The 26,887-nt window shown below is 73.6% G+C and carries 26 protein-coding genes; 20 read left to right on the top strand and 6 right to left on the bottom strand.

Annotated features, from left to right (window positions below; translation table 11 throughout):
- Positions 1-96: 96 nt before the first annotated feature.
- Positions 97-702, top strand: a complete 606-nt coding sequence (folE, locus tag ACZ4MH_RS28345) for a GTP cyclohydrolase I FolE (protein ID WP_351592731.1) — start codon at positions 97-99, stop codon at positions 700-702.
- A 54-nt stretch (positions 703-756) separates the two neighbouring features.
- Here folE and ACZ4MH_RS28340 read toward each other — a convergent pair whose 3' ends face one another.
- The gene (locus ACZ4MH_RS28340) at positions 757-1,875 is read right to left on the bottom strand and encodes an alpha/beta hydrolase (protein WP_351592734.1); all 1,119 of its coding nucleotides are present in this window, start codon (positions 1,873-1,875) and stop codon (positions 757-759) included.
- A 156-nt stretch (positions 1,876-2,031) separates the two neighbouring features.
- Between ACZ4MH_RS28340 and ACZ4MH_RS28335 the strand changes: the two genes are divergently transcribed.
- The 6 genes from ACZ4MH_RS28335 to ACZ4MH_RS28310 all read left to right on the top strand — a co-directional run bounded on the left by ACZ4MH_RS28335 (position 2,032) and on the right by ACZ4MH_RS28310 (position 7,457).
- Positions 2,032-3,879 carry a phosphatidylglycerol lysyltransferase domain-containing protein gene (locus ACZ4MH_RS28335; RefSeq protein WP_351592737.1) on the top strand — a complete coding sequence of 616 codons (1,848 nt, stop codon included), beginning with the start codon at positions 2,032-2,034 and terminating at the stop codon, positions 3,877-3,879.
- A 157-nt stretch (positions 3,880-4,036) separates the two neighbouring features.
- Positions 4,037-4,918: a dihydropteroate synthase gene (folP, locus tag ACZ4MH_RS28330; RefSeq protein ID WP_351592739.1), complete on the top strand. Its 882-nt coding sequence runs from the start codon at positions 4,037-4,039 to the stop codon at positions 4,916-4,918.
- Positions 4,919-5,067: 149 nt separating this feature from the next.
- Positions 5,068-5,556: a nuclear transport factor 2 family protein gene (locus tag ACZ4MH_RS28325; RefSeq protein WP_030260354.1), complete on the top strand. Its 489-nt coding sequence runs from the start codon at positions 5,068-5,070 to the stop codon at positions 5,554-5,556.
- A 350-nt stretch (positions 5,557-5,906) separates the two neighbouring features.
- Complete coding sequence (gene folB, locus ACZ4MH_RS28320; protein ID WP_351592742.1) at positions 5,907-6,266, top strand: dihydroneopterin aldolase; 360 nt, start codon at positions 5,907-5,909, stop codon at positions 6,264-6,266.
- Positions 6,263-6,856, top strand: coding sequence for a 2-amino-4-hydroxy-6-hydroxymethyldihydropteridine diphosphokinase (gene folK, locus ACZ4MH_RS28315; RefSeq protein WP_351592744.1), 594 nt, complete (start codon positions 6,263-6,265; stop codon positions 6,854-6,856). The genes folB and folK overlap by 4 nt, the downstream gene beginning before the upstream one ends.
- Positions 6,857-6,974: 118 nt before the next feature.
- Positions 6,975-7,457, top strand: coding sequence for a DUF3180 domain-containing protein (locus ACZ4MH_RS28310; protein ID WP_351592746.1), 483 nt, complete (start codon positions 6,975-6,977; stop codon positions 7,455-7,457).
- 152 nt (positions 7,458-7,609) lie between these two features.
- Here ACZ4MH_RS28310 and ACZ4MH_RS28305 read toward each other — a convergent pair whose 3' ends face one another.
- Positions 7,610-8,770 (bottom strand): ABC transporter ATP-binding protein, encoded by a 1,161-nt coding sequence (locus ACZ4MH_RS28305; RefSeq protein ID WP_351592756.1) that lies wholly within the window; start codon positions 8,768-8,770, stop codon positions 7,610-7,612.
- A 165-nt stretch (positions 8,771-8,935) separates the two neighbouring features.
- Here ACZ4MH_RS28305 and ACZ4MH_RS28300 point away from each other — a divergent pair, with 165 nt between their 5' ends.
- From ACZ4MH_RS28300 to ACZ4MH_RS28285, 4 genes are all read left to right on the top strand, one after another.
- Complete coding sequence (locus ACZ4MH_RS28300) at positions 8,936-9,724, top strand: ABC transporter permease (RefSeq protein WP_351592759.1); 789 nt, start codon at positions 8,936-8,938, stop codon at positions 9,722-9,724.
- 3 nt (positions 9,725-9,727) lie between these two features.
- Entirely contained in the window at positions 9,728-10,453 is a 726-nt protein-coding gene (locus ACZ4MH_RS28295) for an ABC transporter permease (RefSeq protein WP_351592749.1), read from the top strand.
- Positions 10,454-10,577: 124 nt separating this feature from the next.
- On the top strand, positions 10,578-11,540 hold the full coding sequence (locus ACZ4MH_RS28290) for an ABC transporter substrate-binding protein (RefSeq protein ID WP_351592752.1): 963 nt from the start codon (positions 10,578-10,580) through the stop codon (positions 11,538-11,540).
- Positions 11,541-11,604: 64 nt separating this feature from the next.
- The gene (locus ACZ4MH_RS28285; RefSeq protein ID WP_467754745.1) at positions 11,605-12,984 is read left to right on the top strand and encodes a cell division protein ZapB; all 1,380 of its coding nucleotides are present in this window, start codon (positions 11,605-11,607) and stop codon (positions 12,982-12,984) included.
- 156 nt (positions 12,985-13,140) lie between these two features.
- On the opposite strand, the gene ACZ4MH_RS28280 is transcribed toward ACZ4MH_RS28285, so the two are convergent.
- Positions 13,141-14,283, bottom strand: a complete 1,143-nt coding sequence (locus ACZ4MH_RS28280; RefSeq protein WP_351601110.1) for an NADH-quinone oxidoreductase subunit D — start codon at positions 14,281-14,283, stop codon at positions 13,141-13,143.
- On the bottom strand, positions 14,280-15,365 hold the full coding sequence (locus tag ACZ4MH_RS28275; RefSeq protein ID WP_351601113.1) for an SAM-dependent methyltransferase: 1,086 nt from the start codon (positions 15,363-15,365) through the stop codon (positions 14,280-14,282). The genes ACZ4MH_RS28280 and ACZ4MH_RS28275 overlap by 4 nt, the downstream gene beginning before the upstream one ends.
- A 121-nt stretch (positions 15,366-15,486) precedes the next feature.
- Between ACZ4MH_RS28275 and ACZ4MH_RS28270 the strand changes: the two genes are divergently transcribed.
- Together ACZ4MH_RS28270 and ACZ4MH_RS28265 are read left to right on the top strand one after the other, a co-directional pair.
- Positions 15,487-16,692, top strand: a complete 1,206-nt coding sequence (locus ACZ4MH_RS28270; RefSeq protein ID WP_351601116.1) for a sensor histidine kinase — start codon at positions 15,487-15,489, stop codon at positions 16,690-16,692.
- 104 nt (positions 16,693-16,796) lie between these two features.
- Entirely contained in the window at positions 16,797-17,480 is a 684-nt protein-coding gene (locus ACZ4MH_RS28265) for a response regulator transcription factor (RefSeq protein WP_351601120.1), read from the top strand.
- A gap of 76 nt (positions 17,481-17,556) precedes the next feature.
- Here the strand turns inward: ACZ4MH_RS28265 and ACZ4MH_RS28260 are convergent, their stop codons facing one another.
- A complete protein-coding gene (locus ACZ4MH_RS28260) occupies positions 17,557-18,669 on the bottom strand; it encodes a DUF5937 family protein (protein ID WP_351601135.1) in 1,113 nt (370 codons plus the stop codon).
- 145 nt (positions 18,670-18,814) lie between these two features.
- Here ACZ4MH_RS28260 and ACZ4MH_RS28255 point away from each other — a divergent pair, with 145 nt between their 5' ends.
- Positions 18,815-19,147 (top strand): hypothetical protein, encoded by a 333-nt coding sequence (locus ACZ4MH_RS28255; protein WP_351601123.1) that lies wholly within the window; start codon positions 18,815-18,817, stop codon positions 19,145-19,147.
- Here ACZ4MH_RS28255 and ACZ4MH_RS28250 read toward each other — a convergent pair.
- Positions 19,058-20,212: a threonine aldolase family protein gene (locus ACZ4MH_RS28250; RefSeq protein WP_351601126.1), complete on the bottom strand. Its 1,155-nt coding sequence runs from the start codon at positions 20,210-20,212 to the stop codon at positions 19,058-19,060. The two genes, ACZ4MH_RS28255 and ACZ4MH_RS28250, sit on opposite strands and share 90 nt — an antisense overlap.
- Positions 20,213-20,423: 211 nt before the next feature.
- Between ACZ4MH_RS28250 and ACZ4MH_RS28245 the strand changes: the two genes are divergently transcribed.
- The 6 genes from ACZ4MH_RS28245 to ACZ4MH_RS28220 all read left to right on the top strand — a co-directional run bounded on the left by ACZ4MH_RS28245 (position 20,424) and on the right by ACZ4MH_RS28220 (position 26,877).
- Positions 20,424-21,353, top strand: a complete 930-nt coding sequence (locus ACZ4MH_RS28245; RefSeq protein WP_351601129.1) for a Rossmann-like and DUF2520 domain-containing protein — start codon at positions 20,424-20,426, stop codon at positions 21,351-21,353.
- On the top strand, positions 21,350-22,498 hold the full coding sequence (gene panC, locus ACZ4MH_RS28240; RefSeq protein ID WP_467754744.1) for a pantoate--beta-alanine ligase: 1,149 nt from the start codon (positions 21,350-21,352) through the stop codon (positions 22,496-22,498). The genes ACZ4MH_RS28245 and panC overlap by 4 nt, the downstream gene beginning before the upstream one ends.
- A 25-nt stretch (positions 22,499-22,523) precedes the next feature.
- Positions 22,524-24,224 (top strand): L-aspartate oxidase, encoded by a 1,701-nt coding sequence (locus ACZ4MH_RS28235; protein WP_351602028.1) that lies wholly within the window; start codon positions 22,524-22,526, stop codon positions 24,222-24,224.
- Positions 24,221-25,276 carry a carboxylating nicotinate-nucleotide diphosphorylase gene (gene nadC, locus ACZ4MH_RS28230; RefSeq protein ID WP_351602019.1) on the top strand — a complete coding sequence of 352 codons (1,056 nt, stop codon included), beginning with the start codon at positions 24,221-24,223 and terminating at the stop codon, positions 25,274-25,276. Before ACZ4MH_RS28235 ends, nadC begins: the two co-directional genes overlap by 4 nt.
- Positions 25,276-26,073 (top strand): type III pantothenate kinase, encoded by a 798-nt coding sequence (locus tag ACZ4MH_RS28225; RefSeq protein ID WP_351602022.1) that lies wholly within the window; start codon positions 25,276-25,278, stop codon positions 26,071-26,073. Before nadC ends, ACZ4MH_RS28225 begins: the two co-directional genes overlap by 1 nt.
- 138 nt (positions 26,074-26,211) lie before the next feature.
- Positions 26,212-26,877 carry a hypothetical protein gene (locus ACZ4MH_RS28220; protein WP_467754743.1) on the top strand — a complete coding sequence of 222 codons (666 nt, stop codon included), beginning with the start codon at positions 26,212-26,214 and terminating at the stop codon, positions 26,875-26,877.
- Positions 26,878-26,887: the final 10 nt, after the last annotated feature.

Below are 26,887 nucleotides of genomic sequence, written 5' to 3'. Positions count from 1 at the left end.
GCGGCCCCGGAATGAATGCCGCGTCCCCCAGGTTCTAGCCTGGGGGACGCGGCATTCCGCGTTCGCAGCGGGGTGAAAGACGGAACGAGGCACGAGATGACCGACCCGGTGGCGCTGGACGGCGAAGGCAAGATCGGTGAGTTCGACGAGAAGCGGGCCGCGGACGCCGTCCGCGAACTCCTGATCGCGGTCGGCGAGGACCCGGACCGCGAAGGCCTCCTGGAAACGCCGGCGCGGGTGGCGCGGGCGTACAAGGAGATATTCGCGGGGCTGTGGCAGAAGCCCGAGGACGTCCTCACGACGACTTTCGACCTCGGCCACGACGAGATGGTGCTGGTCAAGGACATCGAGGTGATGTCGAGCTGCGAGCACCACCTGGTGCCGTTCGTCGGTGTCGCGCACGTCGGCTACATCCCGTCCACCGACGGCAAGATCACGGGGCTGTCCAAGCTGGCCCGGCTGGTGGACGTCTTCGCCCGCCGCCCGCAGGTCCAGGAGCGGCTGACCACGCAGATCGCCGACTCCCTCATGGAGATCCTGGAGCCGCGCGGCGTGATCGTCGTGGTCGAGTGCGAGCACATGTGCATGACCATGCGCGGCGTGCGGAAGCCGGGTGCGAAGACCACCACGTCCGCGGTGCGCGGACAGCTGCGGGACGCGGCTACGCGCGCCGAGGCGATGAGCCTGATCCTGGCTCGCTGAGCCCGCTCGGCGGCCGCACGCCGCCGGGCGCGGCGTGCGGCTGTGCGCTGCCGGCTATGCGCTGAGGCGGCCTGCCAGCCACGCCAGTGCGGCGGGGATTTCCCGGCGCCAGGTGTTGAAGTTGTGGCCGCCGCTGTCCAGGACTATCGAGGAGACGCGGGTGGGCTCCTTGGTCTGCCGGATGAAGCGCATGGTGTCGGCGTAGTTGGCCTCGCCCTGTCTGCTGGTCGTGACCAGCAGGTTCACCGAAGGCGCCGGCAGGTGGCGCTGCCGCCACATGAGGTCGTTCTCGCGTCGGAGCTGCGGATCGCCGGCGAAGAGGTCGCCGGTGGTCGGGTCGAGCGGGGCCTTGTAGTAGCCGGAGAGGGCGACGCCCGTCGAGTACGCCTCCGGGTGGCGCATGGTCATCTTCAGGGCGCAGTAGCCGCCCGTGGAGTCGCCCATCAGGCCCCAGCTGCGGGCGGCCGTACCGGTGCGGTAGTGCGCCGCGATGTCCGCGCGCAGCTCCTTGGTGAAGAACGTCTCGGTCTGCGGGCCGCCCGGTATGTCCATGCACTCCGTGTCGCGCGGCGGGGCGACCGTCGGCCGCATCATCACCAGGATCGTCGGCCGCATCCTGCCCTGCCCGACGAGCCGGCGCTCGGTCTGCGGGTAGTGCAGCTTGGTGTACAGCGCCTCGGCGGTGCCCGGATAGCCGGTGAGCACGACGGCCGCGGGGAAGCGCTGATGGGCGTACCTGGGCTGGAAGTACTCCGGCGGCAGGTAGACGTACGCCGGGCTGGTGATGCCGGTCGACTCGCCCCGTACGAGCACCCTGTCCAGCCGGCCGGCGACGTCGGCGCGCCGCTTGTCGTGCGGCAGGCCGGTCCGCTCTATGCCCTGCCGTTTCAGGTCGGTGCCGCCCGGGCCGGTCGTGTGGTCGACCACGACACCGGTCTGGTGCTCCTGGCCGAAGAGGTCGGCCCAGGACGCGTAGAACCCGAAAGCGCCGTTGACCACCAGCCCGACCGAGGCGAAGAGGGTCAGCTGGGTCGCCAGCAGCAGCCCGATCCGGCCCGTCACGGCGCGCCAGGTGCGGCCTGCGAGGCGCGGCCACAGCAGCACGGTCCAGACGAAGAGAGCCACCGCGACCAGCACGGTGAGCGCCAGCACGGTCTTACTGGTGAGTTCCATGTCCACTTCCTGCCGGGCGGCCGGACGGCCCGATCGCCTGATGGAACCCCGAGCCCTGAAGCGCCGTCCTACAGGACGCAAATTGTCCACGTAGTGGCGACTGATGCTCCGCGTTCTGAAGACCAGGCGGCTTGAGGAGCGGGCGACGGGAAAGTGATGTCTGACAGGCTAGATGGCGAAAAGTCCGGAGTGGTTGCGTGGCGTCGCGCACGCTGGGTGCGGGGACCGCGCCCGGAAGCGGTGCCCACGGCCGTCGGTACGGCCTGCACGCTGATCGGTCTGCTGAACGTGGCGGCCGGTGTCTTCCCGCGCTTCCGGCACAGCCGCATGCACGCGCTGGCGGAGGTGCTGCCCGGCGCGGTGAGCCCGCTGGCCGCGGCCGCTTCGATCGTGGTGGGCCTGCTGCTCCTGCTGCTGGCGCACGGCCTGAAGCGGCGCAAGCGGCGGGTGTGGGTCGCCGCGGTGACGCTGCTCCCGGTGGGCGCGGCGGCGCAGTTCGCGTACCGCCACTCCGTCGTCGGCGCGGTGCTGTCCCTGGCGCTGCTGGCCTACCTCGTCCGGCACCGGAGCGAGTTCGCCGCGCTGCCGGACCCGCGCAGCCGCTGGAAGGCGCTGCTGAACTTCGTCGTGCTGGGCGGCGTGAGCGTCGCCCTCGGCATGGTGATCGTCAACTCCCACCCGCACCGCACCGTCGGCGACCCGACGGTCTGGGAGGAGCTGCAGCACGTCCTGTGGGGCCTGTTCGGCTTCGAGGGCCCCGTGGCGTACACCCACCACGTCGACTACACGGTCGGTTACTCGCTCGGCGCGCTCGGCCTGCTGACCCTGGCGACCACCGCGTACCTCGCCTTCCGGCCCGAGCAGCCCGCCGCCCGGCTCACGGCGGAGGACGAGGACCGGCTGCGGGACCTGCTGGCCCGGCACGGCAGCCGGGACTCCCTCGGCCACTTCGCGCTCCGCCGCGACAAGGGCGCGGTCTTCTCGCCCAGCGGCAAGGCGGCGGTCTGCTACCGCGTGATCTCCGGGGTGATGCTGGCCAGCGGCGACCCCATCGGGGACGTCGAGGCGTGGCCCGGTGCGATCGAGCGCTTCATGGAGGAGGCGCGGGCGCACTCCTGGACGCCCGCGGTGATGGGCTGCTCCGAGACCGGCGGCGAGGTGTGGACCCGCGAGACGGGCCTGGACGCGCTGGAGCTGGGCGACGAGGCCATCGTGGACGTGGCGGACTTCACGCTCTCCGGGCGCGCGATGCGCAACGTACGGCAGATGGTCAAGCGCATCGAGCGCAACGGCTACGAGACCAGGGTGCGCCGCGTGGAGGAGCTGACCCCCGAGGAGATCGCGGCGGTCCAGCGGGCCGCCGACGACTGGCGGGGCACCGACACCGAGCGCGGCTTCTCGATGGCGCTGGGCCGGATCGGCGACCCGCGGGACGGGGACGCGGTCATAGCCACCGCGCACCGCGCCCCCGAAGAGGGCGAGGCGCCGGGCCCGTACGGCGACCTGAAGGCGGTACTGCACTTCGTGCCGTGGGGCGCGGACGGCATGTCGCTGGACCTGATGCGGCGCGACCGCAGCGCCGACCCGGGGATGAACGAGCTGCTGATCGTGGCAGCGCTGCAGGCGGCGCCGAAGCTGGACGTGGCCAAGGTCTCCCTGAACTTCGCGATGTTCCGCTCGGCGCTGGCCCGCGGCGAGAAGCTGGGCGCGGGGCCGGTGCTGCGCACCTGGCGGGGCCTGCTGGTGTTCCTCTCGCGCTGGTTCCAGATCGAATCGCTGTACAAGTTCAACGCCAAGTTCCAGCCCCGCTGGGAGCCGCGCTTCGTGGTCTTCCGGGCCACCCGTGACCTGCCGCGGATCGGCTTCGCGGCGATGCAGGCCGAAGGGTTCGTGCAGCTGGGGCTGCCGCGGCTGCTGCGCCGCCGGCGTCCGGAGCCCGTGGCGCGCCCGTGTGCGCACCGCTCTCGGGGGCTGCGCGGCACGTCGGTCGAGCGGGCCGCCTGAGAGCCCGAGGGGCGGGCGCGGTGGCGGCCGGGGCCGGCGGGGGAGGCGGCGAACGGGTACGTACGGGGACGTACAGGTGTTCCCGTACGTCCGCGTTCGCCCAGGAACGCGCCGTGCGTGGGGCGAGCCGCCCGGCCACAGCGCCTAGGCTGGATGTATGAGTACCTTGCGTGGCCGGGTGGCCGGTCTTCCCGAGTGGGACCGGTGCGCGGTCATGGGCGTGGTCAACGTGACCCCCGACTCGTTCTCCGACGGTGGCGACTGGTTCGACACCGAGCTCGCGGTCAAGCACGGCCTGGACCTGGTGGCCCAGGGGGCCGACCTGGTGGACGTGGGCGGCGAGTCGACCCGGCCCGGCGCCGCGCGCGTGGACGAGGCCGAGGAGCTGCGCCGCGTCATCCCGGTCGTACGGGAGCTGGCGGCGGCCGGCGTGGTGATCTCCGTGGACACGATGCGGGCCTCCGTGGCCGAGCAGTCTCTGGAGGCGGGCGCGCGGCTGGTCAACGACGTCAGCGCGGGCGCCGCCGATCCGGCGATGATCCCGGTGGTGGCCGCGGCGAACGCGCCGTTCGTGGTGATGCACTGGCGTGGCCAGTCCGTCGACATGAACGAGCGGGCGGTCTACCGCGACGTCGTCGGCGAGGTCGTGGCCGAGCTGCGCGTGTCGATGGACCGTGCGGTCGCCGGAGGCATCGACCCGGAGCGCGTCGTGATCGACCCGGGGCTGGGCTTCGCCAAGCGGGCCGACCACGACCTGGAGCTGATCGCGGGCCTGGAGCGGCTGCGCGAGCTGGGCCGGCCGCTGCTGGTGGCCGCCTCGCGGAAGCGGTTCCTGGGCCGGGTGCTGGCCGGTGCCGGCGCTTCCGCCTCCGTGCCGCCGGCCCGGGAGCGGGACGCGGCGACGGCCGCGGTCACCGCCCTGTCGGCGCGCGAGGGCGCCTGGGCGGTTCGCGTGCATGAAGTGCGGGCGAGCGCCGACGCGGTACGGGTCGCGCGCGCCGTGGAGGCGGCCGGTTCCGCGGCCCGGCGCACGGCGTAGAACGGGGCCCGGCAGGGCACAGGGCAGCCAGGCGGCGCGCGGGTGCCCGGGTGGCGGGGGCGCGGGGCACGCATGCGTGCACGTACCTGTGCACGCCCATAAGGACGCGAAGTACGCACGAGGATCATGACGGGAGCGGTGTGAGCGGTTTGAGCCCACGTACGGACATCGAGCTGGTGGAGCAGGCCAATACCGCGTTCTACGAGGCCATCGAGCGCGGCGATCACGAGGCGATGTCCGAGCTGTGGCTGGACGGCCAGGTGAGCGTGGTGCACCCTGGCTGGCCGGTGCTGCGCGGCCGCAGCGAGGTGCTGCGCTCGTATGCGCTGATCATGGCGAACACCGAGTACATCCAGTTCTTCCTCACCGATGTGGAGATCGACGTGGTGGCCGACACCGCGCTGGTGACCTGCACGGAGAACATCCTCAGCGGCGGCCCGGCCGAGGAGGACGGCTCGGTGGGCCCGCTGATCGGCCAGCTGGTCGTGGCGACCAACGTCTTCCGGCGTACGGAGGACGGCTGGCGGGTGTGGTCGCACCACGGGTCGCCGGTGCTCGCCGACCGGGACGACGAGGACGACGAGGACGGGCCCGAGGACGAGGACGACGGCGTGGGCGGGCTGCCCGGCGGCCTGTGAGACGCGTCTCGGCGGGCTCCGTGCCGGGCGCCGACCGGGCGCGTGCACGGCGCTGACGTCGGCGGATACCGTGTCCGGGGGTCAGCGGCCGGGGTCAGCGGGGTGACCGAGGGAGCACTCGTTCGAGCCAAGTCGTGTCGGGGTAGGGGTGGAGCGAGGGGCCGCGGGGTAAATGGCCGCGCGGACGGGGACTCGGCTGTGCGGCAGCTGTGCGGGGTGCCGTCCATGGCCCCCGTGGGCGAGCGCTGTCAGTGCTCGCAGGTAAATTCGATGACCGGGTGGTGTTCCGGACGGTGTCCGGTGCGTGCCCGGTAATCCGACGATCAGTGGTACCAGTGGGAGTGATTCGCGTGGACCGTGTCGCGCTGCGCGGGCTGAAGGCCCGAGGACACCACGGTGTGTTCGCCCAGGAACGCGAGGCGGGCCAGGCGTTCGTCGTGGACCTGGTGCTCGGCCTGGACACCCGGCCGGCGGCGGCGACCGACGACCTCGCGAAGACCGTGCACTACGGAGTCGTGGCGGAGGAGGTCGTGGCGATCGTCGAGGGCGAGCCGGTCGACCTCATCGAGACGCTCGCGGAGCGGATCGCCGCCCAATGCCTGAAGCACGAGGGGGTGGAGGAGGTCGAGGTCGTCGTTCACAAGCCCGATGCCCCGATCACGGTCCCCTTTGACGACGTGACCATCACCATCACCCGGAGCCGAGTATGACCAGCAGTGACCCGACCGTACAGCCGGTGCCCGCCTCCGTGGTGGAGCAGGTGGACGCGGCGGACGTGACGCTCACCAACCCCAAACGCGCGGTGATCTCCCTGGGGAGCAATCTGGGCAACCGCCTGGAGACGCTGCAGGGCGCCATCGACGCGCTGGAGGACACCCCCGGCGTGCGCGTGAAGGCCGTCTCGCCGGTGTACGAGACCGAGCCGTGGGGCGTGGAGCCGGGCTCCCAGCCGACGTACTTCAACGCCGTCGTCCTCCTGAAGACCACGCTGCCGCCCTCCTCGCTCCTGGAGCGCGGCCACGCCATCGAGGAGGCGTTCGAGCGGGTCCGCGACGAGCGCTGGGGTCCGCGCACGATCGACGTCGACATCGTCGCGTACCAGGACGTCGTCTCCGAGGACCCGGTGCTGACCCTGCCGCACCCGCGCGCCCACGAGCGCGCCTTCGTCCTCGTGCCGTGGCACGACGTCGACCCCGAGGCCCTGGTCCCCGGGCGCGGCCCGGTGGCCGAGCTGCTGGAGGAGCTGGGCCGGGGCGGCGTCGCGCCGCGCGCCGACCTGGAACTGCGACTGCCGGAGTGATCGTTGTCCCTACGGCCCCCGGGCCGGTGCAGGGATCATGATGGTGTCCGGTGGACATGACGGCCGGCGCGCCCGCGTGGGGCGTGCGGCCAGGACGGTGTGAGGGGCGAAGAGCTCGGTGAAGCAGCTACGGATCAAGGTGCTGGTCGGGCTGTTCGTGGTGGCAGGCGTACTGGCCTGGGCCGGCGCCCGGCTGTGGGACGCGCTCGGCAGCCTGCCCAGCGTGCCGCTGGCGGCCCCGATCGTGTTGGCGCTGATCGCGGCCGTGCTGGCGGCGACGGCCCTGTCGCTGCGCAGCCGGCTGAAGGCCCAGCGCGAGCGGGTGCCCGGCGCGAAGGGCGTCGAGCCGATGATGGCCGCGCGGGCGGTGCTTTTCGGTCAGGCGAGCGCGCTGGTCGCCGCGGTCGTGAGCGGCCTGTACGGCGGCGTCGCGGTCTTCCTGCTGACCTCGGGCTCGGCGGCCCAGGGCCGCGGGGACCAGACGGTGTACGCGGGCCTGGCGGTCCTCGCCGGCCTGGCGGTGGTGGCCGCCGCCGTCTTCCTGGAGCGCGTCTGCAAGCTCCCGGACGATGACGACGAGGCGGGCGCGGCGGCTGCGTGACGCGCGAGTGCGGGGGCTGCGTGACGCGCGGGCGCGGGGGCTCTTTCGGGTGCACTCGGGACTGCTCGGGTGCGGCGGCACTCGTCCTTGGGTAACCCCCGGGGTGGGGGACCCGGAAGCTGCGCCCGTAGGCGCAGCCGGCCGGTCGCCCCTCACGCGTCCAGTACGGACTCCAGGTCCACCTCGGTGCGGGGGATGTTCGCCGCGTCCGCCGTGGTCGAGCGGCGCAGCGCCTCGTGGAGGCGGCCCGGCGTGAGGACGCCGAGGAAGCGGTCGCCGTCCAGTACGGCGATCCAGCCCGCGTCGTGCTGCAGCATCGTGCTGAACGCCTGCTTCAGGGGCGCCCCGACCGGCAGCCACGCCTCCATGCGCCGCGCGTGCTCGCGGACCGTGCCCTCCTTCGCGAGCGCGAGGGTGTCCGCCGCGACCCAGCCGTGCAGCCGGTCCTCGTGGTCCAGCACGACCGCCCAGCGGGCGCCGTCCGCCGTCATCCCGGCCAGCGCGCGCCCCACGGGGTCGTCGAGGTGGATGACCGGCGGCTGTTCGAGGTCGCCGGTCTCGATGGGGGTGACGGACAGCCGCTTCAGCCCCCGGTCGGCGCCGACGAACTCCGCTACGTACGGCGTCGCGGGCGCGCCCAGCACCGTCGCCGGAGTGTCGAACTGTTCGATGCGCCCGGCCCCGTAGACGGCGATGCGGTCGCCGAGCCGTACGGCTTCTTCGATGTCGTGCGTCACGAAGAGCACCGTCTTGTGGAGCGAGGACTGCAGGCGCAGGAACTCCGTCTGCAGGTGCTCGCGGACGACCGGGTCCACGGCACCGAACGGCTCGTCCATGAGCAGCACGGGCGGATCGGCGGCGAGCGCGCGGGCCACGCCGACGCGCTGGCGCTGACCGCCGGAGAGCTGTTCCGGGTACCGGTCGCCGTACACGGACGGGTCCAGGCCGACCAGGTCGAGGAGTTCGGCGGCCCGGGCGCGGGCCTGCTTCCGGGGCCGGCCGAGCAGGTGCGGGACCGTGGCGGTGTTGTCCAGCACGGTCTTGTGCGGGAACAGTCCGATCTGCTGGATGACGTACCCGATGCGCCGGCGCAGTTCGACCGGGTCGACGGTGGCGATGTCCGCGCCGTCGAGGAAGATGCGGCCGTCGCTGGGCTCGATGAGGCGGTTGACCATCTTCATGGTCGTGGTCTTGCCGCAGCCGGACGGGCCGACGAGCGTGACGAGCTCGCCCTCCGCGACCTCGAAGGAGAGGTCGTCGACGGCGGTGGTGCCGTCCGCGTAACGCTTGGTGACGTGCTCGAAACGGATCATGCTCATGCTTCCCCATTGTCGTCGGTCCGCCCGGGGCGGGATGAACGGGATGTTGCGAGTGAATGGCGGTCCGGGCCGATTGTCAGTGGCGGGGGATAGGGTCGCAGACAGTCACCGGATTTGTGAGCGAGTGGACGGGGGAGGTGACGTGGCGTGAGCACGCCCATGAGCACGATCGCGAGTACGTACGTGAGCGCGGCCGTGAGCCCGCGCAGCTGCCTGCAGGCCAACGACTGGATCTGCGGCGAGTACGTCCGCAGCCGGAGCCAGGAGCTGGTGGACGCGACCGTCCAGCACGTGTGGATCACCGTCCTCTCCGTGGCCGTCGGCCTGTTGGTGGCCTTCCCGCTGGCGCTGCTCGCCCGGCAGCGGCGCGGCGCGGCCGGGCCGGTCCTCGGCCTGACGACGATTCTGTACACGGTCCCGTCGCTGGCCATGTTCGCGCTGCTGACCCCGGTGTTCGGGGTCTCGGCCGCCGTGGTCGTGACGGGCCTGGTGCTCTATTCCCTCACGATCCTGGTGCGGAACATCCTCGCGGGCCTGCAGGCGGTCCCCGCGGAGGTGCGCGAGGCGGCCCGCGGGATGGGATACGGCCCGCTGCGGCTGCTCTTCCAGGTCGAACTGCCGCTGGCGCTGCCCGCGGTGATGGCGGGGCTGCGGATCGCCACGGTCTCGACGGTGGCGATGACGACGATCGGCGCGGTCGTCGGCTTCGGCGGCCTGGGCAATCTCATCGACAGCGGGATGCAGGGCTTCTTCAAGGCGGAGGTCCTCACGGCCTCCGTGCTGTGCGTGCTGCTGGCGCTGGTCGCCGACCTGCTGCTGGTGGGCCTGCAGCGGGCGTTGACGCCGTGGACCCGGGCCGGACGGGCCCGGCGTGGCCGGACCGGGGCCGGGGGAGCGGGACCTGAGCGGACGCGGCGGTTCGGGCGCGAGCGGAAGGCGGTGGCCTGAGCGATGGATGCGATCACGGGTGCGTGGGACTGGCTGGGCTCCGCGGCCAACTGGGCGGGGGAGAACGGCGTATGGCACCGCCTGGGCCAGCACGTGCAGCTCAGCGTGGTGTGCCTGGTCATCTCCTGTGTGCTGGCGCTGCCGGTGGCGCTGTATCTGGGCCACATCGGCAAGGGCGGGGCGCTGGCGGTCAATCTCGCCAACGTCGGCCGGGCGGTGCCGACCTTCGCGGTACTGGTGCTGCTGACGCTCAGCCCGCTGGGCAGGGCGGGGGACTGGCCGACGATCGTGGCGCTGGTGCTGTTCGCCGTGCCGCCGCTGCTGACCAACGCGTACATCGGGATGCGGGAGGCCGATCGCGATGTGGTGGAGGCGGCCCGGGGGATGGGCATGTCCGGCTCGCAGCTGCTGCTCCGGGTCGAGCTGCCGCTCGCGTACCCCTTGATCATGACGGGGCTGCGGTCGGCGTCGGTGCAGGTCGTGGCGACGGTGACGCTGGCGGCGCTGGCGGGCGGCGGCGGTCTCGGCCGGATCATCACGGCGGGCTTCGGCAATTACGACACCCCGCAGGTGGTGGCGGGCGCGGTGCTGGTCGCGGGGCTGGCGCTGCTCGTCGAGGCGGTGCTGGTGGCGGTGGAGCGGCTGTGCGACCCGATGCGCGGCAAGCGCCCGGCGCGCACGGGCCGCCGCGGCATACGGGCGGCCCGCAAGGACGCGCCGGCTTTCTGACACGGGCTTGCCGACAACGGTGACCTGTACCCCGTTGGGTACAGACGTCCGGCCGCGCCTCTGCTGTACTCGCTCACCTCTGCTGTACCCCTTGCTCGATCTCAACGACTGGATGGTGAAACCGATGAACAGCACGTCGCGTACCGCGCGGACGGCCCTCGTCGCGGGGACGGTGCTGGCGCTGGCCGCGGGGCTCTCCGCGTGCGGCGGCCAGAGCCTGGAGGAAAAGGGCGGCAAGAGCACGGGCGGCAAGGGCTCGATCGTCGTCGGTTCGGCGGGATTCACCGAGTCCACGGTGCTCGCCGAGCTCTATTCCAAGATCATTTCCAATGCCGGGTACAAGACCTCCGTCCAGACCCTGAAGAATCGCGAGCTCTACGAACCGGCCCTGGAGAAGGGCGAGGTCGATGTCGTTCCGGAATACGCCTCCACGCTCGCCGATTTCCTCAACGCCAAGGAGAACGGCGCCAAGGCGAAGTCCGTCGCGTCCAACGACGCGGACGAGACCGTAGCGGCACTGAAGAAGCTCGCCGCACCGCGCGGGCTGAAGGTTCTTCCGCAGGGCGAGGCGACGGACCAGAACGCCTTCGCGGTCACCAAGGAATTCGCCGCGAAGCACAAGCTGAAGACGCTCTCGGACCTCGGCGCTTCGAAGGAGAAGGTGAAGCTCGCGGCGGGCGAGGAGTGCGAGACCCGGCCGTACTGCCTGCCGGGTCTGAAGAAGACGTACGGCATAGATGTCACGGGCATCGACCCCAAGGGCGTGGGCACGGTGCAGGCCAAGCAGGCGGTCAAGGACGGCACGGACCAGCTGGTGCTGACCACGACGACGGACGCCACGCTCGGCAGCTTCGGGCTGGTGCTCCTCAAGGACGACAAGCACCTGCAGAACGCCGAGAATGTGCTGCCGGTGGTGAATGCGAAGAGCGCCGGGGACAGCGCCATCGCGAGTGCGCTCGGCAAGCTCACGAAGGTGCTCACGACGAAGGACTTGATCGAGCTGAACCGCCAGGTCGATGCCGACCGGCGCAAGCCGGCGGATGTCGCGACGGCCTATCTGAAGGAGAAGAACCTGCTCAACAAGTAACCAGCGGGAAACGGATTGCAGGGCGGGGCCCCACCAGCCTCGTACGCACGGTAAATTTCAGGCCATGCCACGAGGACGCCATCGCCATTCCCCACCCCTGCACCGGCTTCTTCCCCCTTCGACGGTCGCCGGTGCGTCAATTGCCTGCGCCGCCGGTGCCTGGCTGGTCGGCGATGCGCTGGTGCTCCGGGTCCTGGTCGCCGCCGCGGCCGCCGCCGCGGTCGGCGGCGCCGTGCTGGCCCGCACCTGGGACCGTGCGGCCGGCAAGCGGGTCGCCGAACTCACCCGCGCCCGGGTGCGCGACGAGTGGCGGACCGAGGAGCGCGTGGCCGAACTGGAGACGGACGTGGAGGAGGCCCGGGAGATCCGGGCCGCGCTGGAGACCAAACTCCGCGCCAAGCGCGCCGAGCTGGCCCGGCTGCGCAACGAACACGCCGCGCTGCTGCGCCGGTACGCCACGGCCGAGACCGAGCGGGCCAGCGCCCTGGAGGGCCGCCGCCGGCTCGCGATCGAGGCCACGGCCCCGGCCCGGGAGCTGACCGCGGGCGGCGCCGTGCCGGTACCGGGCCTGACGGCCGTTCGGCCCGCGGCCGTCGGCCCTGTCGCCGACGGCACGACGGTGGCCGCCATCACGCCCGGCACGCCGGCCGCCGCGCGCGGCCGCGCCGCCGCCCGCCCGGCCACTGGCGCCGCCGCCGCGTCGGCCCCCGCCGCCGGCCGCGACGCCTCCCAGGCCCCCGGTGCCGCTGAGCGCGACGCCTCTCCGGCCCCCACCGCACGCGACTTCCGCAAGGCGGACGAGGCGCTGCTGCGGCTGAACGAGAGCGCCGTACGGCAGGAGGCCGCCCGCCGCGACGCCGCCCACCGTGCGGAGCGGGAGCGCGCGGAGCGGCAGCGCGCCGCCGAACAGGCCCGTGCCGCCGCACGGGTCCGTGCGACGGCCGAGAGCGCCCCCGCGCTGCGCCCGGTGCCGGCCGCCGCGGTCGCGCCGCTCGGCGCGCAGCGCCGGCCCGCCTCGCGGGCGACCGGCGGCTTCGACTTCTTCGGTACGGGCGCGGGCGCCGTGCCCACGGAGGCCCCGGCGGCGCCGCTGGAGGAGGACCTCGCGGACGTGGTGGGCGACGAGGCGGTGGCCGAACAGTCGGCCCGCGCCGCGGCCCGCCAGGCCACGCAGCAGCCCGTACAGGCCGCAGCACCGGCCCCCGTACAGCCGCGCGAGGACAGCGCCACGGCCACGCCGGAGCCCGCCGCGGAAACGGCCGCTGAGGCGGAGCCTCGGCCGGAGTCCGAGTCCGAGTCCGAGTCCGAGGCCGAGTCCGAGTCCGAGGCCGAGTCCGAGTCCGAGTCCGGTGAGCCCGCCGCCGGTGAGGTCATCGACCTGACCGCGCACGACGAGACCGAACAGATCGACGTCGTCGAGCTCCGCAGCGCGGCCGCGCAGTAAGCCGCGAACAGGCAAGAGAAACGCCCGCACCGGTCACTGACCGGTGCGGGCGTTCTGCTGTGCAACACAGGCGTGAAAGTTATCCACACCCTGTGGACGACCCTGTTGGTGTTGGCCCGGGCGCTACCCCGCGTACAGCGGGCCACGCCCCGTCCGTCACTTGTCGATGTCGCCCACCACGAAGAACAGCGAGCCCAGGATGGCGACCATGTCGGCGACCAGGGTGCCGGGGAGCAGCTCCGTCAGGGCCTGGATGTTGTTGAACGAGGCGGAGCGGAGCTTGAGGCGGTACGGGGTCTTCTCGCCCTTGGAGACGAGGTAGTAGCCGTTGATGCCGAGCGGGTTCTCGGTCCAGGCGTACGTCGCGCCCTCGGGGGCCTTGAGCACCTTCGGGAGCCGCTGGTTGATCGGCCCGGGGGCCAGCTCCGCCATCCGGTCCAGACAGGCGTCCGCCAGGTCCAGCGCGTTGTGCGTCTGCTCCAGCAGCACCTCGAAGCGGGCCAGGCAGTCGCCCTCGGAGCGGGTGACGACCTTCAGGGTGTCCTGCAGCTCCCCGTAGGCCAGGTACGGCTCGTCGCGGCGCAGGTCGAAGTCGACGCCCGAGGCGCGGCCGATGGGCCCGGAGACGCCGTACGAGTGCACCGCCTCCGGGGTCAGCACGCCGACGCCGCGGGTCCGGCCGCGGAAGATCTCGTTGCCCAGTACCAGCCGGTCGAAGACGTCCATACGGGAGCGGACCGCGGCCACCGCGTCCCGGGCCCGGCCGAGCCAGCCGGCCGGCAGGTCCTCCTTGAGGCCGCCGACGCGGTTGAACATGTAGTGCATCCGGCCGCCGGAGATCTCCTCCATGACGTTCTGCAGCTCTTCGCGCTCGCGGAAGGCGTGGAAGACCGGGGTGATCCCGCCCAGCTCCAGGGGGTAGGAGCCGAGGAACATCAGGTGGTTCAGTACGCGGTTCAGCTCGGCCAGGAGCGTGCGCGTCCACACCGCCCGCTCCGGGACCTCCATGCCGAGCATCCGTTCGACGGCCATCACGACGCCGAGCTCGTTGGAGAACGCCGACAGCCAGTCGTGGCGGTTGGCGAGCACGATGATCTGGCGGTAGTCGCGCGCCTCGAAGAGCTTCTCCGCGCCCCGGTGCATGTAACCGATCACCGGTTCGGCGTGGCTGATGCGCTCGCCGTCCAGTACCAGGCGCAGCCGCAGCACACCGTGCGTGGAGGGGTGCTGGGGCCCGATGTTGAGCACCATGTCCGTGCTCTCCGCCGCACCGCCAATGCCGACCATCGTCTCCGTCATGGGGACAGTCTGACAGCTCCGGCCGGCAGGCCGACCGGCTGGACCAGCCAGTGGAAGGCCCCCAGGCCGCCCGGGTCGGTCAGCTCGGCGGCCTCGCCGGCGCCGCCGAGGGCCCGCAGGTAGGCGGCCGGATCGGTGGTCGCGAGGGCCAGCGGCGGCCGGCTGCCGTCGACGCCCAGGGAGCGCAGCGCGGCCCGCTGGGTGAGCAGCAGCGCCCCGGTGCCGCCGGCCGCCGCGCAGGCGTCCAGCGCGACGTGCGCGGTGATGTCGCGGCTGCCGTCCGGCACGGGGGCGGTCTCGCGGCCGTCGCGGAAGCCGGTGAGCGTGCCGTACGGCGGGCGGGCCTCCCGTAGGTGCGCGTAGTCCGCGGTCACGGCGAACCCGCGGCGCAGCGTCGCTACGGCACGCGCCCACGCCGCGTCCCGGGGGCGCCCGATCTCGGCCCGGGTGCCCGGCCCGCCGTCCCCGTCCGTCGGCCCGGCGTCCTCACCAGTGGGCCACGCGTCCTCACCAGTGGGCCACCATTCGGCCAGCCATGCCGCGTCCTCGCCCGTGACCGGCTCGCTGAGCCGTTCCGCGCCGTCCTCCGCGCGGACGAGCACCCGGCGCAGCACCCCGTCCGGGTCCGTCTCGACGACGTCCACCGGGACGTTGTCCAGCCACTCGTTGGCGAAGAGCAGGCCGGTGAGCGTCCCCGGGGCGGGCAGTTCGGCGAGCCAGGTGACGCGGGGATCGAGCCCTTCCGGGCGGGGCGCCTTCTCCACGGCGTACGCGCGCAGCCGGGCCGGCAGGGACGCGGCCGCCCGTCCGCTGTCGGCCGCGTCCAGCGCCGCCAGGACGCCGCTCAGCAGCTCGCCGCGCCCCGCCCCGACGTCCAGGACGTCCAGCCGCCCCGGATGGCCCAGCGCCTCGTCCACGCGCTCCAGCAGCGTCGCCACGGCGCCCGCGTACTGCCGTGAGGCGTGCACCGAGGTGCGGAAGTGACCGGCGGGCCCGGGGCCGTCCGCGCGCGTGTAGAAGCCGCCGGGCCCGTACAGCGCCCGTTCCGTCGCGTCCCGCCAGCCGCACCACTCGTTCGTCACCGCCCCACCGTACGGGCGGCCCGGGTACCGTCCGGCATCCACCTTGGGGAGTAGGGCGCGCGCCCAGGATCGCTCCTTCGGTTGACCCGTACATCTATAGGCCCTGCCTACGCTGGGTTACGTGCAGCGTCTCTACGACTTCTTCCGCAGGCACCCGACAGGTGTGGACACCTTTTGGGCGCTGCTGCTGCTCGCGTTCTGCGGCCTGTGGCTGGTCTCCGACACACTCACCGGCTCCGTGCAGCACGCCGTCGGGGTGCTGGTCGTCCTCGCGCTGTGCACGGTCGTCGCGCTGCGTCGCAGGGCGCCGCTGAGGATGCTGCTGCTGGCGACGCTCGCGGGCGTCGCGCAGCTGCTCTTCGATGTGGAGCCGAACCCGGCGGACTTCGCGATGCTGGTGATCATCTACACCGTCGCGTACGGGAACGTCCGCTGGGCCTCCCGGTACGCGCTGGTCGGCGGCGTCCTCGCGCCGGTCCTGTCCAGGCTCCGCTGGCACGAGCCCGACCCGTACTACAGGGTGTGGCAGGACGTGGTCGTCGTCGTCTTCCTGACTGTCCCGTTCGTACTGGCCTGGGTGATGGGCGACTCGCTGCGCACCCGGCGCGCCTACTGGGCGCAGCTGGAGGAGCGCGCTTCGCGGCTGGAGAAGGAGCGCGCGACGCAGTCTCGGATGGCGGTGGCGGCCGAGCGCGCCCGGATCGCCCGCGAGCTGCACGACGTCGTCGCGCACAACGTCTCGGTGATGGTGGTGCAGGCCGACGGTGCCGCGTACGTACTGAAGTCCGCGCCCGAGCAGGCCCAGCAGGCGCTGGAGACCATCTCGGGCACCGGCCGGCAGGCGCTCGCCGAGATGCGCCGGCTGCTTGGCGTGCTGCGGACCGGCGAGGGGGCCGAGGGCGGCGAGTACGTGCCGCAGCCCGGCGTCGACCAGCTCGCCGACCTCGTGGAGCAGGTGCGCGGCGCGGGCCTGCCGGTGGAGTTCACGGTCGGCGGCCGGGAGCGGCCGCTGCCCAGCGGCGTGGAGCTGACCGCGTACCGCATCGTCCAGGAGGCGCTGACCAACACCCGCAAGCACGGCGGGCCCGACGCCGGCGCGACCGTCCGCCTCGTCTACGGGGACGAGAGCCTGCAGCTGCTCGTCGAGGACGACGGCCGGGGCGCGCAGCACGAGTTGTACGAGGAAGGCGGCGCCGACGGGCAGGGCCACGGCCTCATCGGCATGCGGGAACGCGTCGGTATGGTCGGCGGCAGCCTGGACGCGGGGCCGCGGCCGGGCGGCGGCTTCCGTATCAGCGCCGTGCTGCCGCTCACACCGGCGCGTTAGCGCGCCCGGGGCGCGCCACCACCACCGGACGCGCCGCCACCCACCGGACGCGCCGCCCGCGGCGCGCCATTCTGTTGACCGATGCCCCGAAGGGACGGACCGCCATGACGATCCGCGTGATGCTCGTCGACGACCAGGTGCTGCTGCGCACCGGCTTCCGGATGGTGCTGGCGGCCCAGCCGGACATGGAGGTCGTCGCGGAGGCGGGCGACGGCGTGGCCGCCCTGGAGGTGCTGCGGGCCACCCGGGTCGACGTGATCCTGATGGATGTGCGGATGCCGAACCTGGACGGCGTGGAGACCACCCGGCGGATCTGCGCGGACGGGACGGCCGAGGACGCCCCGAAGGTGCTCATCCTGACCACCTTCGACCTGGACGAGTACGCGTTCTCCGCGCTCAAGGCGGGGGCCAGCGGCTTCATGCTCAAGGACGTGCCGCCGGACGAGCTGCTGGGGGCGATCCGCGCGGTGCACAGTGGTGACGCGGTGGTCGCGCCGTCCACCACCCGCCGCCTGCTGGACCGTTTCACGCCGATGCTGCCGTCGGCCGCGCCGCAGGAGGGCCGCCCGGAGCTGCGGCGGCTCACCGAGCGGGAGCGCGAGGTGCTGCTGCTGGTCGCGCAGGGCCTGTCGAACGGCGAGATCGCCGCCCGGCTGGTCCTCTCCGAGGCCACGGTCAAGACACACGTGGGCCGCATCCTCACCAAGCTCGAACTGCGGGACCGCGTCCAGGCGGTCGTGCTGGCGTACGAGACGGGCCTGGTGCGGGCGGGCGGCGGCGCGTCATAGAAGGACCGCGGCGTATGAAGGACCGCTGCCCCGCTGCCCCACGGATGCGGCAGCCGCAGGACCCGTAGGCGCCCCGTCAGCGCAGTATGCCCTCCAGGAAGTCGCTGCCCAGCCGGGCGACGACCTGGAGGTCCAGCTGGTGCAGGACGTACCGGCCGCGGCGGCGGGTCTGGATCAGGCCCGCCTTCTTCAGTACGGCCAGGTGCCGGGAGACCTCGGGCGCGGTGATGCCCTGCTCTGAAGCGAGTTCGCCGGTGCTGTACGCGGTCCGGGCGAGGTTGCGGCAGATCCGGATGCGCACCGGGTGCGCCAGCGCTTCCAGGCGCTGCTGGAGCAGCTCCACGGAGGCCGTACGGGACAGCTCGGGCGCGGCCACCGGGTAGTGGATGACCGGCCGCCAGCCCGGCGCGTGCAGCACCATCAGATGCGGCCAGCCGAAGGAGGTCGGGACGAACGTCAGCCCGGCGCCGGCCTCCGGGTCCACCGCGGTGGTCCGGCCGTTGCTCAGTTTGTCGACCGTGATGCGGCGCTGCTCCTCGTCCACCGCGAGGGCCGTGGACACCTCCGTGAGCGCGTCGGCCAGGCCCTTGCGGCGCAGTACCTCGGTCTTGTGCCGGGCATCGGCCGCCAGCTGCACGCGGACGCGCTGCCAGACGTCCGCGAAGAACGCCTGGTCGCAGTCCTCGAAGAAGCGGCGAATCCAGGCCCGTACGGCCGGCGGGTCGGCCAGCAGCCGGCGTGCGAACTCCGCCTGGCGCGGGCCGCGCGCCACCGCGCGCTCCAGCGCCTGGTGCCGCGCCTCCGCGTCGACCAGGGGCGAGGGGCCGCCCCTGCTGTAGAGGCTGGCGCAGGAGATCTCCAGCGCCGCCGCGACGTACAGCTCGTCGTCCAGCCGGTCGAGCAGGTCCAGGTCCTCGGCGAGGGTCGCGCCGGGCGTGCCGTGGGTGTCGGCGAGCGCCGCGAACGGCATCGAGATGTCGGAGAAGGTCGGCCCCCACAGGAAGTCCGCCTCGTGCAGCCGGTCGGCGAGGTCCGGCTTGAACGCGGCACAGGTCGCCGTGGTCCAGCCGTGCAGCCCGGGGTGGTGGCCCGGCTCGGTGAGCGCGTGCAGCGCGGTACCGAGCTCCGCGAGCGGCGAGGGGGCGAAGACGAAGCGCTCCTCCGGCAGCCCCGTGATGTCGATCTGGATCCCCACGTGTTCCTCCCCTGCGCGAGCGCGCCGTTCCGGCCCGGTACGCCCATCATGCGCGACCCGCGCGCCGTGCCCGCCGACGTTTGACGGCTCCCGTCAATCGGCGTGCCCCGGGCGGCGCGCGCCGCCCACCGTGGAGGACATGAACGCGATGCAGCAGCACATGATCGATGTCTACCGCGCGGCTCAGCGGGGGGAGGCCGGGCCGCCGTTGCCCGGTGCCGGCGACGTACGGGCGCTGCGGGAGGTCCGCGACTGGCGGCGCTTCGAGGCGGTCGTCACGCCGTCCGCCGACCGGCTGCCGGCCCGGGCCCTGCGCGCCGTACGGGCCCTGCTCGGGCGCCGCACGCCCGCCTCGGCCCCCGCCGGGCGCCCTGCGCCCGCCTCAGCCCCCGTCGGCCACCGTCCGGACCCGCGCCAGGAAGTCCGGGAGAGCGCCCCGCACGTCGGCGGCAGTCCAGCCCAGTGCGGCTGAGCCCACCGATATCTCGGTCGCGGCCACACCCGGTACGCCGCCGCTCCACCAGCGCCGGAAGAGGCCGGTACGGGTCTCCTCCGCCTGCCGCAGGGCGGCCTCGTCGAGCACCTCGGGGGCGTAGGGCAGCCACAGCTGGAAGTCCTGGGTGTGCGGCGGGTCGGGGTGCACCCGGAACCACGGGACGCCGCACTCGGCCAGCCCCTCGGCCAGCGCCCGCGCGATCACCTTGGCGTGCGCGACGTACTCCGGGAGGCGGGGCAGTTCCCGGTCCAGGCCGGTCAGCGCGGCGAGCGCGGCCGGCCACTGCTGGAACGGCAGCCCGCCGTACCGGTGCCGCCAGGCCCGCGCCTCGGCGACGAAGTCCTCGCCGCCGGCCAGCGCGGCCCCGGAGATGCCGCCGAGCGACTTGTAGAACGAGACGTACACGCTGTCGGCCAGGCCGGCGACCTCCGGGAGCGCGCGTCCGAAGTGCGGCGCCGACTCCCACAGCCGCGCGCCGTCGAAGTGCACCACCGCGTCCCGCTCGCGGGCCGCCTCGGCCACGGCCACCAGCTCCTCCCAGGAGGGCAGCACGAAACCGGCGTCCCGCAGCGGCAGTTCCAGCGCGAGCGTCCCGAAGGGCTCGTCCAGGCCGCGCACCTCCTCGGCGGTCGGCAGCCGCGGCCCGGTCGTCGGGTGGATCATCCGCAACCCGCTGACCACCGCGTACGCGTCCCGCTCGTGCACCTCCAGGTGCGACATCGGATGCCCGGCCACCGTGGCGTTGCCCGTACGCCCCGCCCAGCAGCGCAGCGCGACCTGCTGCGCCATCGTGCCGGTGGGGAAGAACACGGCGGCCTCGGTGCCCAGCAGCTCCGCCGTGCGCCGCTCCAGGGTGCCGACGATGCCCTCCTCGTCGGCGTACATGTCGGTCGGCCCGGCCAGGTCGTGGCTCTCGGCGCCCTCGGAGGCGAGCGCGGTCAGCCGCTCGGCGATCGTGGTGTCGGTGACGCTGCGCATGAGTATGCGCTCGCAGCCCCGCCACGCGGCCAATCGGCGCGTCCGGTCGTCCTGGTCGGTCATCCTGCCGCCCTCCTCGTCCCCGCCCGCGTACGGCCCGTACGCGGGCCCGATCATCCCGCAGCCGCCCGCGGACGGCGAGGGGGTTTCGGAGCGGCCACGAGACGCCCGTCTCACCTGCCGTCCGTCCCTCGGGGCGGGCCGGGAACACCGCGTAGCATGACCAGGAAACGTCCGGTACCCCCCGCGGACTGGAACGGAAGGCCATCGCCGCGTGAATGAGAACCCCCTTACAGAGCCCCAGGACCGCCCCGCCCGGCTCACCGTCGGTGTCGTCGGGGCAGGCCGCGTGGGGCCCGCGCTCGCCGCGTCACTGCAGCTGGCCGGGCACCACCCGGTCGCCGTCTCCGGCGTCTCCGACGCCTCCCGGCGGCGCGCCGCCGCGCTGCTCCCCGACGTGCCCCTCGTGACGCCGGAGGAGGTCCTCGCGCGCGCCGAACTGGTGCTGCTGACCGTCCCCGACGACGCGCTGCCCGGCCTGGTCGCCGGGCTCGCGGAGACCGGCGCCGTGCGGCCGGGACAGCTGCTCGTGCACACCTCCGGGAGGTTCGGCGCGGGCGTGCTGGACGAGGCCACCCGGGCCGGCGCGCTGCCGCTGGCCCTGCACCCCGCGATGACGTTCACCGGCACCTCCGTGGACGTCCAGCGGCTGGCCGGCTGCTCCTTCGGGGTCACCGCGCCCGAGGAGCTGCGGATGGCCGCCGAGGCGCTGGTCATCGAGATGGGCGGCGAGCCCGAGTGGATCGAGGAGGCCGCCCGGCCGCTGTACCACGCGGCCCTGGCCATCGGTGCCAACCACCTCGTCACGCTCGTCGCCCAGTCCCTGGAGCTGCTGCGCACGGCCGGGGTCGGCGCGCCGGACCGGATGCTCGGGCCGCTGCTGGGCGCCGCGCTGGACAACGCGCTGCGCTCCGGTGACGCCGCGCTGACCGGGCCGGTCGCGCGCGGTGACGCCGGTACGGTCGCCGCGCACGTCGCGGAGCTGCGCAAGCACTCCCCGCAGGCGGTCTCCGGATACCTCGCCATGGCCCGTACGACGGCGGACCGGGCGCTCGCGCACGGCCTGCTCAAGCCGGAGCTCGCCGAGGACCTGCTCGGCGTGCTCTCCGGGGACGCGGACCGTACGGAGGGAGGCACTCGATGAACACCACGGCACACCCGGCCGGTACGGACGCCCACGTCCCGTCGGCCGCCCCCGCGCCCGCTCCCGCCGGCCGCCCCCACCTGGTGAGCACCGCCGCCGAGCTGCGGGCCCTGCCGCGCCGCGGCCGCCGCGCCGTCGTGATGACCATGGGCGCGCTGCACGAGGGCCACGCGACGCTGGTCCGTACGGCGCGCGCGCACGTCGGCCCCGAAGGGCAGGTCGTGGTCACCGTCTTCGTGAACCCGCTGCAGTTCGGCGCGGGCGAGGATCTGGACCGCTACCCGCGCACGCTGGACGCCGACTTCGCGGTGGCCGGCGCGGCCGGCGCCGACGCGGTCTTCGCGCCGTCGGTCGAGGAGGTCTACCCGGGCGGCGAGCCCCAGGTCCGCATCAGCGCGGGCCCCATGGGCGACGTGCTGGAGGGCGCCTCGCGCCCCGGCCACTTCGACGGCATGGCCACCGTCGTCGCCAAGCTGCTCCACCTCACGGCACCGGACGTGGCCTTCTTCGGCCAGAAGGACGCCCAGCAGCTCGCCATCGTGACCCGTATGGCGCGCGACCTGAACTTCCCCGTGGAGATCGTCGGCGTGCCGACCGTACGGGAGGACGACGGGCTGGCCCTCTCCAGCCGCAACCGCTACCTCTCGCCCGAGGAGCGCCGTACCGCGCTGGCCCTCTCGCGCGCCCTGTTCGCGGCCCGCGACCGGCTGGCCGCCGAAGAGGCGCTGCGGGTGCGGGCCGGGGCCGGTACGCACTCCGAGGCGCGCGCCGTGGGGCTGGCCGCGATGGGCGAGGACCGGGCGGCGGCCGACGCGCACGCCCTCGCGTACGTGGCGTCCGCGGGCAGCCCGCAGGGCCCGGCCGTGGCCCGCGCGGCGGCCCGCGCCGTCCTGGAGGACGCCGCCCGCTTCGACCCGCCGCTGGAGCTGGACTACGTGGAGCTGGTCGATCCGGACGGCTTCACGGTGCTCCCGGACGCGGAGCCGGCCCCGGACGAGGGGCCGTACAAGGGCGGGTACGAAGGCGAGGCGGTACTCGCCGTCGCCGCCCGGGTCGGCACCACCCGCCTCATCGACAACATCCGCCTCACTTTCGGGCCCGCCGTACCGCAGAGCGGACCCCCGTCAGCAGGAGAGCCACGATGATCGCAGGAGCGCACCGATGACCGGGGTGACCGGGCCCGGCATACGACTCGACGCCCCCGCGCCCGGCTGGGCCATCGACGCGGACGTCGTCGTGGTCGGCTCCGGCGTCGCGGGGCTGACCGCCGCGCTGCGCTGCGCGGCGGCCGGCCACCGCACGGTCGTGGTCACCAAGGCCCGGCTGGACGACGGCTCCACACGATGGGCACAGGGCGGCATAGCCGCGGCCCTCGGTGAGGGCGACACCCCGGAGCAGCACCGCGACGACACGCTCGTGGCGGGCGCCGGGCTGTGCGACGAGGCGGCGGTCCGCACGCTGGTCACCGAGGGCCCGGACGCGGTACGACGGCTGATCGCCACGGGCGCGCGCTTCGACCCGGACGAGGACGGCGCGGGCATCGCGCTGACCCGGGAGGGCGGCCACCACCGGCGCCGGATCGCGCACGCGGGCGGCGACGCCACCGGCGCGGAGATCTCCCGCGCGCTGGTCGAGGCGGTACGGGACGAAGGACTGCGCACGATCGAGAACGCGCTCGTCCTGGACCTCCTCACGGACGCCGAAGGCCGTACGGCGGGCGTCACCCTGCACGTGATGGGCGAGGGCCAGCACGACGGCGTGGGGGCCGTGCACGCCCCGGCCGTGGTGCTCGCCACCGGCGGCATGGGCCAGGTCTTCTCGGCGACGACCAACCCGTCCGTCTCCACGGGCGACGGGGTCGCGCTGGCCCTCAGGGCCGGCGCCGAGATCTCCGACCTCGAATTCGTCCAGTTCCACCCGACCGTGCTCTACCTGGGCCCGGAGGCCGAGGGACAGCAGCCGCTGATCTCCGAGGCGGTGCGCGGCGAGGGCGCGCACCTCGTGGACGGCGACGGCGTGCGCTTCATGGTGGGGCAGCACGAGCTCGCCGAACTGGCGCCGCGCGACATCGTCGCCAAGGGCATCATGCGCCGCGCCCAGGAGCAGGGCACCGAGCACATGTACCTGGACGCCCGGCACTTCGGCGCCGCCATGTGGGAGCAGCGCTTCCCGACCATCCTGGCGGCCTGCCGCAGCCACGGCATCGACCCGGTCACCGAGCCGATCCCGGTCGCGCCCGCCGCGCACTACGCCTCCGGCGGAGTACGGACCGATCTGCACGGCCGGACGACCGTGCCGGGCCTGTACGCGTGCGGCGAGGTCGCCTGCACCGGCGTGCACGGCGCGAACCGGCTCGCCTCCAACTCCCTCCTGGAGGGCCTGGTCTTCGCGGAGCGCATCGCGGCGGACATCGGGGCGCAGCCCCTGCCGCGCCCCGGGGAGCCCAGGCTGCCCGAGGGGCCGCCCGTACCGCTGCTCGCGCCCGAGACGCGCTTCGAGATCCAGCGGACCATGACGGCGGGCGTCGGAGTGCTGCGCTCCGCGGACAGCATCGCGGGGGCCTACAAGGCGCTCGCGCGGCTGACCTCCAGGGCCTCGGCGGAATCCGAGGAGGGCAAGGCCGCCGAGCCCGGCGTGGAAGCATGGGAGGCCACGAACCTGCTGCTCGTCGCGCGTGCCCTGGTCGCCGGCGCCCGCGCGCGCGAGGAGACCCGTGGCTGCCACTGGCGGGAGGACCACCCCGACCGGAACGACGAGGTCTGGCAGCGCCACTCCGTGGTCACGTTCCGCCCGCCCCACACCGTGGTGTTCGATGTCTCGGACTCCGCCGACTTCCCCGCCACCCATCCCGAAACGGAGCCGAACCCGTGAGCACGCCCGACGACCTCCCCCTCCTCCAGATCGGCCGCCCCGGCCAGACCCCCTCGGACGCGTCCGGCGGGGGCTGCGGCGACGCCTGCGGCTGCGGCTCCGGTGACGACGCGTACGAGCTGGACCCGCTGGAGTGCGGCCTGGACCCGGACCTGGCGGCCCTGCTGGTGAACGAGGGGCTGGACCCGGTACAGGTCGAGGACATCGCGCACCTGGCCATCGAGGAGGACCTCGACCAGGGCGTGGACGTCACCACCGTGGCGACCATCCCCGAGGACGCCATCGCCACCGCCGACTTCACCGCGCGCGACGCCGGTACGGTCGCGGGCCTGCGGGTCGCCGAGGCGGTGCTCTCCGTCGTGTGCACGGACGAGTTCGCGGTCGAGCGGCACGTCGAGGAGGGCGACCGGGTCGAGGCCGGGCAGAAGCTGATCTCGGTCACGGCCCGCACGCGCGATCTGCTCACCGGCGAGCGCAGCGCGCTGAACCTGCTGTGCCGGCTCTCCGGCATCGCCACCGCGACGCGGGCCTGGGCGGACGCCCTGGAGGGCACGAAGGCGAAGGTGCGCGACACCCGTAAGACGACGCCGGGCCTGCGGTCCCTGGAGAAGTTCGCGGTGCGCTGCGGTGGCGGCGTGAACCACCGCATGTCGCTCTCGGACGCGGCGCTCATCAAGGACAACCACGTGGTGGCCGCGGGCGGCGTCGCGGAGGCGTTCAAGGCCGTACGGAGCGAGTTCCCCGGCGTGCCGATCGAGGTGGAGGTGGACCGCCTCGACCAGATCCCGCCGATCCTCGCCGAGGGCGCCGACCTGATCCTGCTGGACAACTTCACGCCGGAGCAGACCCGGGAGGCCGTGGAGCTGGTCGCGGGCCGCGCGTTCCTGGAGTCCTCGGGCCGCCTGACGCTCGGCAACGCCCGTACGTACGCGGAGGCCGGCGTGGACTACCTCGCGGTCGGCAGCCTCACCCACTCCTCGCCGATCCTGGACATCGGCCTGGACCTGCGCGAGGGCGGCGGGCACGAGGGAGCCGGGGAGGCCGGGGCCTGATGCTGCTGACCATCGACGTCGGAAACACGCACACCGTCCTCGGCCTGTTCGACGGTGAGGAGATCGTCGAGCACTGGCGGATCTCCACCGACGCCCGCCGCACCGCCGACGAGCTGGCCGTGCTGCTCAACGGCCTGATGGGGATGCACCCGCTGCTCGGCGAGGAGCTGGGCGACGGCATCGAGGGCATCGCGATCTGTTCGACCGTCCCCTCGGTCCTGCACGAGCTGCGCGAGGTCACCCGCCGCTACTACGGCGACGTGCCGGCCGTCCTCGTCGAGCCGGGCGTGAAGACCGGCGTGCCGATCCTCATGGACAACCCCAAGGAGGTCGGCGCCGACCGCATCATCAACTCCCTCGCGGCCGTGGAGCTGTACGGCGGCCCGGCGGTCGTCGTGGATTTCGGCACGGCCACGACGTTCGACGCGGTGAGCGCGCGCGGCGAGTACGTCGGCGGCGTGATCGCGCCGGGCATCGAGATCTCGGTGGACGCGCTGGGCGTCAAGGGCGCGCAGCTGCGCAAGATCGAGCTGGCCCGGCCGCGCAGCGTCATCGGTAAGAACACCGTCGAGGCGATGCAGTCCGGCATTCTGTACGGCTTCGCCGGCCAGGTCGACGGCGTCGTGCAGCGGATGTCGCGGGAGCTGGCCGAGGACCCCGAGGACGTGACGGTCATCGCCACGGGCGGGCTGGCCCCGATGGTGCTGGGCGAGTCCTCCACGATCGACATGCACGAGCCCTGGCTCACCCTCATCGGGCTGCGCCTGGTGTACGAGCGCAACGTCGGGCGGCAGTGAAGCGGCGCTGAATAGGGGGCGCTGAATACGGGGTGCTCGGGGCGCCCCGTAAGGCGCGCCCCCGCGGCGCCCCGTACGCCGCACCCGGGAATTCCAAATACCGGGGTTTTTGTCCGTTTAGTAATTAAAGTCGGGCCCATGCCCACGCCATACGGATACCGCGGCGGCATGGCGTTCAGCGCGGACGAACTGCGCGTGGTCCGCCGCGCCCTCGCCACCGCCCTTCAGCCCGCGTCCGTCCCCGTCCCCGCTCCCGCCGGTGCCGTGCCCGCGACCCGCGACCGGCGGCGTACGGAAGAGGTCCAGGAGTGTCTCCGGCTCTCCGAGGCGCTGGACGAGGCGGTCCACGAAGGCGGCCGGCTGCGCGCCTTCCTCTTCGCCGACCTCGCCCGGTACCGCGACGCGCTCCCGGGCTCCGTACACGGCTATCTGGGGCGGCTCCAGGAGGCCCTGGCGGCCGGGTACGTCCCGGGCCCGGACGACCTCGGCGCGCTCCGGGTGCTGCGCTCGGTGGACGCGGGCCCGGCCGAGCGGGCCCGCCGCACGGCCCTGCTGCGCCGCTGCGAGCAGGCCGCCGAGCGCTCCGTACGCGCCCGGCTGCGCGCCCTGCCCGGCGGCCGGCTGGCCGACGAGCCGGAGCGCCCGCCGGCCCCGCAGCCCGGTGAGCAGCCCCCGCCGAAGCCCCCGCAGCCCGGTCCGGCGGGCCCGCAGCCGGGCCGCCGCGGCCGCCCCGTGCCCACCCCCGGCGAGGTCTTCCCGCCCCGCCGCAGGCCCTCCCCGCCCCCCGCGGCCCGGACGGCCTGAGCACGGCGCG

The sequence above is a fragment of the Streptomyces sp. NPDC026301 genome (assembly GCF_055567935.1).
Note: the sequence above shows the minus strand (reverse complement) of the source record. Positions and strands in the feature narration are given on the sequence as shown.

What these genes read in the sequence shown, in the direction of transcription:
- ACZ4MH_RS28220 (WP_467754743.1), top strand. Translation starts at nt 26,212, where the DNA reads ATGCCCACGCCATACGGATACCGCGGCGGCATGGCGTTCAGCGCGGAC.
- ACZ4MH_RS28335 (WP_351592737.1), top strand. Translation starts at nt 2,032, where the DNA reads ATGTCTGACAGGCTAGATGGCGAAAAGTCCGGAGTGGTTGCGTGGCGT.
- folK (WP_351592744.1), top strand. Translation starts at nt 6,263, where the DNA reads ATGACCAGCAGTGACCCGACCGTACAGCCGGTGCCCGCCTCCGTGGTG.
- ACZ4MH_RS28305 (WP_351592756.1), bottom strand. Translation starts at nt 8,770, where the DNA reads ATGATCCGTTTCGAGCACGTCACCAAGCGTTACGCGGACGGCACCACC.
- ACZ4MH_RS28250 (WP_351601126.1), bottom strand. Translation starts at nt 20,212, where the DNA reads ATGACCGACCAGGACGACCGGACGCGCCGATTGGCCGCGTGGCGGGGC.
- ACZ4MH_RS28280 (WP_351601110.1), bottom strand. Translation starts at nt 14,283, where the DNA reads ATGACGGAGACGATGGTCGGCATTGGCGGTGCGGCGGAGAGCACGGAC.
- ACZ4MH_RS28340 (WP_351592734.1), bottom strand. Translation starts at nt 1,875, where the DNA reads ATGGAACTCACCAGTAAGACCGTGCTGGCGCTCACCGTGCTGGTCGCG.
- folP (WP_351592739.1), top strand. Translation starts at nt 4,037, where the DNA reads ATGAGTACCTTGCGTGGCCGGGTGGCCGGTCTTCCCGAGTGGGACCGG.
- ACZ4MH_RS28295 (WP_351592749.1), top strand. Translation starts at nt 9,728, where the DNA reads ATGGATGCGATCACGGGTGCGTGGGACTGGCTGGGCTCCGCGGCCAAC.
- panC (WP_467754744.1), top strand. Translation starts at nt 21,350, where the DNA reads ATGAACACCACGGCACACCCGGCCGGTACGGACGCCCACGTCCCGTCG.
- ACZ4MH_RS28225 (WP_351602022.1), top strand. Translation starts at nt 25,276, where the DNA reads ATGCTGCTGACCATCGACGTCGGAAACACGCACACCGTCCTCGGCCTG.
- ACZ4MH_RS28290 (WP_351592752.1), top strand. Translation starts at nt 10,578, where the DNA reads ATGAACAGCACGTCGCGTACCGCGCGGACGGCCCTCGTCGCGGGGACG.
- folE (WP_351592731.1), top strand. Translation starts at nt 97, where the DNA reads ATGACCGACCCGGTGGCGCTGGACGGCGAAGGCAAGATCGGTGAGTTC.
- ACZ4MH_RS28300 (WP_351592759.1), top strand. Translation starts at nt 8,936, where the DNA reads ATGAGCACGATCGCGAGTACGTACGTGAGCGCGGCCGTGAGCCCGCGC.
- ACZ4MH_RS28255 (WP_351601123.1), top strand. Translation starts at nt 18,815, where the DNA reads ATGAACGCGATGCAGCAGCACATGATCGATGTCTACCGCGCGGCTCAG.
- ACZ4MH_RS28265 (WP_351601120.1), top strand. Translation starts at nt 16,797, where the DNA reads ATGACGATCCGCGTGATGCTCGTCGACGACCAGGTGCTGCTGCGCACC.
- ACZ4MH_RS28285 (WP_467754745.1), top strand. Translation starts at nt 11,605, where the DNA reads ATGCCACGAGGACGCCATCGCCATTCCCCACCCCTGCACCGGCTTCTT.